The organism is Rhodopirellula maiorica SM1 (genome assembly GCF_000346295.1).
GTDB lineage: Bacteria > Planctomycetota > Planctomycetia > Pirellulales > Pirellulaceae > Novipirellula > Novipirellula maiorica.
Genome location: NZ_ANOG01000704.1, coordinates 1 through 8,188, shown reverse-complemented (window position 1 = coordinate 8,188; position 8,188 = coordinate 1). Strand labels below are relative to the sequence as shown.

6 protein-coding genes and 1 pseudogene are annotated in these 8,188 nt (G+C 55.3%); 2 read left to right on the top strand and 5 right to left on the bottom strand.

The features are described 5' to 3' along the window. The 5 genes and pseudogenes from RMSM_RS42950 to RMSM_RS22770 form a co-directional block, all read right to left on the bottom strand. On the bottom strand, nucleotides 1–577 hold a 577-nt coding region (locus tag RMSM_RS42950), incomplete at its 3' end, for a GlgB N-terminal domain-containing protein (RefSeq protein ID WP_040769059.1). 183 nt (nucleotides 578–760) lie between these two features. Continuing rightward, complete coding sequence (locus tag RMSM_RS42095) at nucleotides 761–1,465, bottom strand: ribonuclease H family protein (RefSeq protein WP_008701955.1); 705 nt, start codon at nucleotides 1,463–1,465, stop codon at nucleotides 761–763. Between the two features lie 422 nt (nucleotides 1,466–1,887). After that, entirely contained in the window at nucleotides 1,888–3,342 is a 1,455-nt protein-coding gene (zwf, locus tag RMSM_RS22780; RefSeq protein WP_008701953.1) for a glucose-6-phosphate dehydrogenase, read from the bottom strand. A 136-nt stretch (nucleotides 3,343–3,478) separates the two neighbouring features. Further along, nucleotides 3,479–3,969, bottom strand: a pseudogene (gene fliW, locus RMSM_RS22775) (flagellar assembly protein FliW). Between the two features lie 113 nt (nucleotides 3,970–4,082). Beyond that, nucleotides 4,083–6,038 carry a flagellin N-terminal helical domain-containing protein gene (locus RMSM_RS22770; protein WP_008701949.1) on the bottom strand — a complete coding sequence of 652 codons (1,956 nt, stop codon included), beginning with the start codon at nucleotides 6,036–6,038 and terminating at the stop codon, nucleotides 4,083–4,085. A 370-nt stretch (nucleotides 6,039–6,408) separates the two neighbouring features. Here RMSM_RS22770 and RMSM_RS22765 point away from each other — a divergent pair, with 370 nt between their 5' ends. Both RMSM_RS22765 and RMSM_RS22760 read left to right on the top strand, forming a co-directional pair. Continuing rightward, nucleotides 6,409–6,924, top strand: coding sequence for a TerB family tellurite resistance protein (locus tag RMSM_RS22765; protein WP_236622269.1), 516 nt, complete (start codon nucleotides 6,409–6,411; stop codon nucleotides 6,922–6,924). A 499-nt stretch (nucleotides 6,925–7,423) separates the two neighbouring features. Further along, nucleotides 7,424–8,188: 6-phosphofructokinase (locus RMSM_RS22760; protein WP_008701945.1), on the top strand; the 765-nt coding region annotated here is incomplete at its 3' end.

The window sequence follows — 8,188 nt, the reverse complement described above, 5'->3', positions numbered from 1 at the left end:
GGATGCGAGCAACGTGTTTACGTCCGTCCCAGCCATTGAAATCACCGACCACTTGCACCGAACGGGCATTCGGTGCCCAAACGGCAAAGTTCACCCCAGGCTTTCCGTCGACGGTGCGAAGCTGAGCTCCGAGCCGCTCGTACAACTCATAGTGCTTTCCTTGACCAATCAAGTAGTTATCAAAATCGGTCAAGATCGACGGTGCGGCGTACGGGTCGTTCATTTCGACTGTTTCCCCGGATTTGTTGGTCATCTGGATGCGATACTTCGAGTTGGCAATATTGTGAACACGTGATTGATTCTCCTTTGCATCTTGGCCCGTTGCCAGCGATGCGTCGACCATGGGGTCGCAAATCGCTTCAAAAAAGCCTGCTGGATGAATCCGCCGCATTGCACGTCGCTGGCCGTTTTGGGGATCGATTACCCAAGCAGCTTGAGCTTCCGGCAAAAAGCTGCGAACCGCCGTGGCCGCAGTTCCTCGATAGTCAATCGGATGAGGTCCCAGTAGACCAGAGGGGTTCTCGTGGGTTCCGTTGATCAACTTCGAGATCGACGATAGCGAAACTTGTGTGTGCATTTGGGATACCGAAAGACAAAAAATCGGGATGAATGGTGGATTGTTCTACTGAAAAAAAAGGACGTCTCTCGCTGATGACGAGAGACGTTTCGAACCGAGCTTGGTGAACCCGCGTTTCAACCAAGACATCACTGATGCCGCGACTCGTGGGCTGTGCGGCCAGCCCACGAGGACCGCCCTAGCCTAGGAATCGAGCAAATCGGCAGTGCGAATTCGCCGCCGTGCCGGGGCACTTCCCGACGACGCGCCGCCGCCAAGTAGCCATTGACGAAGTCGATCGTTCGGTGGCTTGATTCGCGGCCCCGGAGCTGCCGTGGCGTGCGCCGAATCGACTCGCAACTGAACACCGTCGGCACTATCGGGGGTCTCAACCGGACGCGGTTCGGGGCTGACAAGCCGCGAAGAAACCAAACACGCTTCGACACGATGAATCTGCAACGCTCGATCGATACGTCGCCACAGGTCCGCATGTTGGACATCAATACGACGCCCAAAATGCTCCCACACAAAATTGTTCTCGCGCCATCGAGGCAGCGAATCGGTGAGCGAACGAATCAGATAACGATTGTTGCTGATCAATGTGACCGTCGACGCACCTTCGATCGATTCGAGTCCACGAACGGCCGCCAGCAAGGTCAAGCGGTTCAAATCGCCGACCTCGTTGTCTTGCGCCGAAAACACAGGCTCGCCGCCTGCGGTTTCAAGCGAAAACTGCCAAAAGCCGTCCATCAGTGTTGTTGAACGCGCTTCACAAACCAGCAGGTATTCCGAAACGATATTGTCACTAGGTATCTCGACGTTGCCCTCACGGGGCGACATCTCTTTGGCGACGCCCTTGACAGTGCCATGCACTACATGGGGCGACGTCGCATCAATTGATTGAAGCATCACGACTGGGGTTTCCAACAGGATGGGTCATGCGGTCTGGGACGATCATGCCTTGATCTTTCCAAACCCGACGAATTGGGAGTTTCGATCCATCAAGCGCACCGGAGCGTCGAACATGCCAGTCTCGCAATGATGCGAGGCCTGCAAACGACGGGGTGTACTTGTCGGTTCGGCAAACTCGACCCAGTCGCCAAACTTTGACTGCCAGAAAAAGTCAACCTGGCTTCCATCTCGTCGCTATGAAGCGTGCGACCGTGATAATTGGTAGAGAGTTGGGGGGTGGGAGGTGGGAGGTGGGAGGTGGGAGGTGGGAGTGAGGAGTGAGCAGACAGGGAGAGGGGGAGAGGGGGGAGATACGAAAAAACGGGCCTTGAAGTGGCCCGTTTTTGATGGAGATGATGGGATCCCGGAGATGGTGGGGATTACGAGAGGACGGGGCAGACGTCGAACCATTCGCGTTTCTGACGACGCATCCACTCGCCCGCTTCGCTGGGGCCCCATAACCCAGGCTCGTACGGGAACAAGTCCGGCGCCGCGGGGCTCTTCCATGCCTCAATAATCGGATCAATGATCCCCCATGCCAATTCAACTTCGTCACTGCGAGCAAACAGACTGGCGTCACCGGTCATCGAATCCAACAGCAGACGTTGGTAGGCATCGGGCATCGATGTTCCGCCGGGGGCTTGGCGGAAACTGAAATCCAATGTGCTCGTTCGTGTTTTCATTTCCGAATCGGGCACTTTGGTCTCGAAATGCAATTGAATCCCTTCAGCCGGTTGCACCTGAATCACCAAACGGTTGCCCAGCGGCGAACGCGTTTTTTCGCCAAACAAGATGTGCGGCACATTCTTGAACTGGATGACAATTTGCGTGGTGCGACATGACATTCCCTTGCCGCTTCGCAAGTAGAACGGCACACCTTTCCAACGCCAATTGTCACAGTACAACTTCAACGCCGCAAAGGTTTCAGTTTGACTGTGCTGGGGCACGCCTTCTTCTTGCAGGTACCCTTTGTATTGGCCACGTACGGTGTTCATCGCGAAATCACTACCGCTCATGCGGCGAACACTGTGCAGCACCTTTACCTTCTCGTCACGAACCAGCGCCGAGTCATAGCGTGCGGGCGGTTCCATCGCGGTGATCATCATCAATTGCAAGATGTGATTTTGGAACATGTCACGCAGAATCCCAGACGTGTCATAGTACCCGGCGCGACGGCCAATCACGACTTCTTCGGCAACCGTGATCTGGATGTTGTCGACGTAGTTGCGGTTCCAAATCGGTTCAAAGATGCTGTTGGCAAAACGCAGGGCAAAGATGTTCTGGACCGTTTCTTTACCCAAGTAGTGGTCGATGCGATAGATTTGGTCTTCGCGGAAAACCGTATGAATCGAACGATTCAAATTTTGGGCCGTTTTCAAGTCGGTCCCAAACGGCTTTTCGATGATCACGCGGCGGAAACCCTCGCTGTCCTCAGCCAATCCCGCTGCACCGAGTTGCTTGATCGCTTCCTCATACAACTGAGGCATCGTCGACAGATAATAGACGCGGCCGGTATGGGCTTCCGTTTCGATCGAACTTAGAAATTCGCCGAGCTTCTTGAAATCGCTCGATTCTTTAATATCGCCAGCTTGATAGAAGACATTCTCGCTGAACCGATTCCAGGTTTCCGCATCGAACGATTTGCCGGCGAACTTTTCCGTCGTCGTGCGAAGTGCGTCTCGCCACTCTTCGTGCTCGAAATGGCTTCGCGAAACCCCCACGATCCGAGATCCCTCGGGCAGGCGATCCTTTTTGAACAACAGGAACAACGCCGGAATCAGCTTTCGGCTGGTCAAGTCGCCCGAAGCGCCAAATATAACGATCGTGTGAGCCATACTTCGTTTTCCCCTGCGGTGTCCGTGCTTGCGGTGCTCAAAGGTTCATGCGTCAAACAACCAGTCGTTTGACGTGATAGGCACAGCTTAAGGGACGAAGGGAGCTTCAGGAAGATCAGGCCGCACGCACGGGCACTTAGGCCGCTCGACGCAGCGGCGAGAGAGCCGCTTTGATCTCGTCCGCTTTGCTCTCGGCGGGCTGGGGCGTGGCCGAGGCAATCTGCAGAATTTGCTGGATCGGCAGATCGTTGTCGGCAATCACTTGGCAACCCAGACGGTGATCCAAGTTCAACAAGATCGGAGCTCGCAGGTTCGTGCTGACTTTGCCTTGGCGACCCGAGACGGTCGTCATCACGTAGATTTCTGAACCGGGGCGAAGATGCAAACTGCCAAGTTCACGACGGCTGATGTGCACGCGATACTCAGGAAAAAACGCTCGCGGGCTGATCAACGGAATAGCCCGATCGCCTCGCGAAGCACTTTGCAGCCATGCCACCGAAGCACTCTCAGGGTCAGGCAGCAACGCCCATTGACGAAGCGTTTCCATTCCAATCAACCCTTGAGGGAAAAGAACAACTCGTCCGCGTTGATCTGCAACGTGCCAAAACGATTCGTATCGATTCTCATGTCGTTTCTTTCCCGATTTCCAGATGGTCTTATTGACAGAAAGGTCGGTCGAAGACCTGCCAATCTCTTTATCGGCTGGCCCCTCGGCAAAATGAAACAATTCGGAAAAATCGTTACAAGTAGTTCAAAACCGTCAATTGTGAAGTTTGTCCGATAATTCGCATCGATGCTTCTAACGACAATTGACGCTGACTCAAATCGCTAATGACGGTCGCCAAATCGGCATCCACTTCGTTGGAAAGTTGTTCGGTCATTTGGATCACGTTGGTTTCTGTGGACGCTTTCATATCTTGCAAATTTCGCGTCCAGACCCCAATTTTGCCTCGCGTTTGACTCGCGCGGTCCAAATCCTCGTCCAACCGGACCTGCAGCCGTTCGATTTCCACGACATCGTTGTCACGAATGGCGGTTTCAAGTCGCAGCAGCGTATCGAGTGCCCCGCCAGCATCCCGCGGCATGTAGTCATCGCCAGCAATCTGATTCACGCTGCCGACCGTCTCTCCGAACGCTTCGATTTCGCCTTCGGGAATTAATCCCAGCCGAGTTCCCGCGTTGCTCAATTGCGGCTGACGAATCGACATCGGATTGGCCCCCGGAGGCGCCTGCAACTCGATTCCGTTTCCAACCGTATTCAGCCCGACTAATACGCGAGCGGTGTCTTGGTTGTTGGGGTGATTGCGAATCAGATTAATGACATCCTCGATGGTCTCGGCCCCTTCGAGATCCAAGTTCAACTCGACACCATCCGGCCGGGTGATCACCAAATCCTCGCTTTGTGTATTGAGCACGACGCCACGGCCGCGACCGAGTTCATCCAGCGTCGTTGCTTCGGTCGCCGAGCGAATCCCCAAGGCTCGGGCGGCATTGCTGCCGTTTTCGCCCACCGAATAATCCACGCCGCTTCGCAGTGCACGCAGCTGGATACTGCCGTCGGCGTTGTTCAATTCCGCATGCACATCCGCACCACTACGGTTAATGGCGATCAAGACGTCGCCCACCTTTTCGGCTTCGCTTAAATCGATCGAAAAACTCTGGCTTCCCTGCTTGATCGTGATACCACTACTCAAGTCCACTCCGGTCCCAAACGCTAGATCTTCGATCTTTGTTTCCGAGGTCAATCGAGGCGATAAATGGTCTCCGGTAAGCGGCGGCGCCTTCAGCCCCCCTGGATTGGAGATCGACAAATCACTTGCCAACGTGCTGCCCTTGGTGTCTTGGATCGCTAACGTTCCAGGCAAATCGTCTGCATATTTGATCTCGATCGAATCGTTGCTGATCGTCACGCTCAGCGGACGTCCTTCCAATTCCACTTTGGACAACACGTCGACCACATCACCGATCGTCGACGCGTTGCTGAGATCCACTTCCACCGTGCTGTCGCCACCAGACAACTCAATCGCGCCCGGCGCAACCCCAGCACCGCCACGCATATCGACCAAGCGAGTGTCGTAGTCGAGCGCCGCACCGAGCGGTTCGCCTTTTAGAAAAACGCCATTGGTCCCGAGCGAATCCGATGCAGTAACGTTGATTTCCGACAGATCGCCACCGCCAAGCATCGTCTTGCCAACGGCATCGCGGCCGGAATAGACAATTTCATTGTCGACATAGCTGTAAGCATTGCCGCCGTTCAAAATCCCGCCGAGCAGTTGTTGGTCACGGAACATCGCGTTGCCGGCTGTGTAAACACTGTTGATCGCTTCACGAATCGTCAGTGCCAAGGCTTCGCGTTCATCATCCGAATTGATCGTTTCAACGCCCTGAACCGCCGTCGCGCGGGCCGTGATCAACGCATTGTCAATTTGCGATAGTGCGGTATCGGCGGAATCGTAGTAGCCGATCGTCGAATCCGCGTTGCGAACCAATTGGTTGCCGCGATCAATCGTGCGGTTTAACCCGAGTGCCCGGTTGGCCGCCGCCGGATTGTCAGAAATTTTTAAGACACTGCGGCCCGACGACAATTGGTCATACTGACGCTGTAGCGCCAACTGATCCGCGTTTAGCTGGAACATCAACCGCTGGTTCATCAGCGGAGTACTCGTTCGATTCGCCGAGACGGGAAGAATGGCCATGATGTGCTAAATTGCCGCGTCGATCGCTCGCCGCTTCTGCGTAAAATGAAATCGGTAACTTCACTCGTTATCGTCTTCAATCGGAACTCTTTCTAAATTAACGCCAGTCAATCCGGTGTGATCCGTGTAATCGGCCTGATCGTCACCGTCACAATGCCAACTAATGGTTAAAGTCGCCCTAAAACTCTCATTGTGACACTGTCCGTCGTGCAACACCGCCAGTTCTGCTGTTACCCCATTTTCCGCATTTTTGAAAAAAATGATCCTGATCGGCACCATGAACCTGACGCGGACACGTGATCGGGGCAATTTTTACTGCCCCACATGCCGCACGCCGCAACCGTTTCGCTTAAGAGCCAGGCGACCGTTTTTGACGCTCTACTTCGTTCCCACTGTGCCGATTGGTGCGGCAGAGGAATTTGTTCAATGCGATAGTTGTCGCAGCACGTGGGATACCAGTGTGTTGAGCATGGACCGGCAAACGCACGAAGCGACAATCGAGTCGCAATTTCGAGATCAAGCGATCCGCTCCGCCGTTTTAGTGGTGCTGGCCGATGGTGAAATCAGTGAAAACGAGATCGACGCCCTGCAAACGATCGCCAATGATCTGCTCGAGCGACCGATGGACCGCGAGGAACTTGGGCGGTTGTGCAGCATTGCGATGGAAAACAAGGTGCTGGCCAAGAACTACGTGCTGACGATTTCGCGAGGCTGGAACCAAGATCAACGCATGCGTGCACTGCAGGCGATGTTTCTTGCCGCGTCGGCCGAGGGGACGCTGCAACCTCAGCAAATTGCGATCCTGTCGGATATGCGTGAGATTCTCGAGTTGACCGACATGGAATACGAAGCGGCGATCGAAGAAGCGCTGCAGTGGCAATCCTAGGCCGGGGGCCGCTTGGACTATCGCACCGGGGGGATCACCAACACGCGTCCAATGCCATCGACTTTGGCACTAAACGGGTGGCGTTTGTAGCGGTGCGGGACGGGGCCTCGCCCGGTCTAAACCGAACCTTTTACTCGCCTCAACCGGAGGGGCCCCGCGCCCAATGCCACCTACTTTCGTAGTGGGACTCGCCAGAGTTCCTGGTGTTTCAACAGCAAACATGGGAATTCTGGCGAATCCCACTACCGAGCATCTCCAGTGGTTGCCAGAGTAGGTGGCATTGGCCCCGCGCCCCCAACGAAGTCTGCGTGTGCGTTATCGCGCTGAGAACGGCAGCTTTGCCGCCCCCACCGGTGTTTGACGGCGTCGACTCGACGCCGCAACCGGCCTCCCATCTTGGCGAACGCTCAGGGATCCCTAAAATCGTCGGTGCACGATGCGAAAGAACCGGTCTTTCTCAGCTCCCCGACCTTCCCCTCAAACCAGACGAAATCACTCCATGCCCAGCAAACATTCATTGGATATCAAACGCGTTGCCATCTTGTTTGCGGGGGGGCCTGCTCCGGCTGCCAATGCAGTGATTTCGACCGCCGCATTTTCGTTCCTCGAAGAAGGGGCCCAGGTTTTTGGAATCAAACATGGCTACAGCCGATTGGCGGAATACACCGCGGCGGGACCGCTGCAAGAGGGTACCGATTACATCCGGTTCTCGCACGATTCGCTGACCAATGCACGCAGCAGTCGCGGAATCATGATCGGTACCGCCCGCACCAACCCTGGCAAACACGTCAATTCGCCAGCCCATTTGAAGGACCCTGAACTGGTTGCTCCGCTGCGACGCGTTTACGAAGGCCTGTGTTCGCTAGAAGTCGACGCGTTGATTTCGATCGGCGGTGATGACACGCTCAAAACGGCGAACAAATTGAAGATGTTCCAGGACAATTTGCCCGCCGACGCACGCCGATTCCCGATCGTGCACTTGCCCAAAACGATCGACAACGATTACTCGGGTATCGATTTCACGTTCGGATTCTTCACCGCCGTGGAAACTTTGGCAGAAGAAATTCGCAACTTGAACTTCGACGCCGCAGCCGGCCGCTCCTACTTTCTCTGCGAAGCGATGGGACGTAGCGCCGGATGGCTCGCCTATGGAGCTGCGATCGCAGGCGAAGCCAGCATGGTGCTGAGCGTCGAAGATATCTGCGGCGCGTTGGCCGACGAAGAGATCACCAACCACGAAACGGGCGAGACGCGAAAGGTCATG

Excerpts from the sequence above, each read along its gene's own strand:
- RMSM_RS42095 (WP_008701955.1), bottom strand. The coding sequence starts at position 1,465 with ATGCTTCAATCAATTGATGCGACGTCGCCCCATGTAGTGCATGGCACT.
- zwf (WP_008701953.1), bottom strand. The coding sequence starts at position 3,342 with ATGGCTCACACGATCGTTATATTTGGCGCTTCGGGCGACTTGACCAGC.
- RMSM_RS22770 (WP_008701949.1), bottom strand. The coding sequence starts at position 6,038 with ATGGCCATTCTTCCCGTCTCGGCGAATCGAACGAGTACTCCGCTGATG.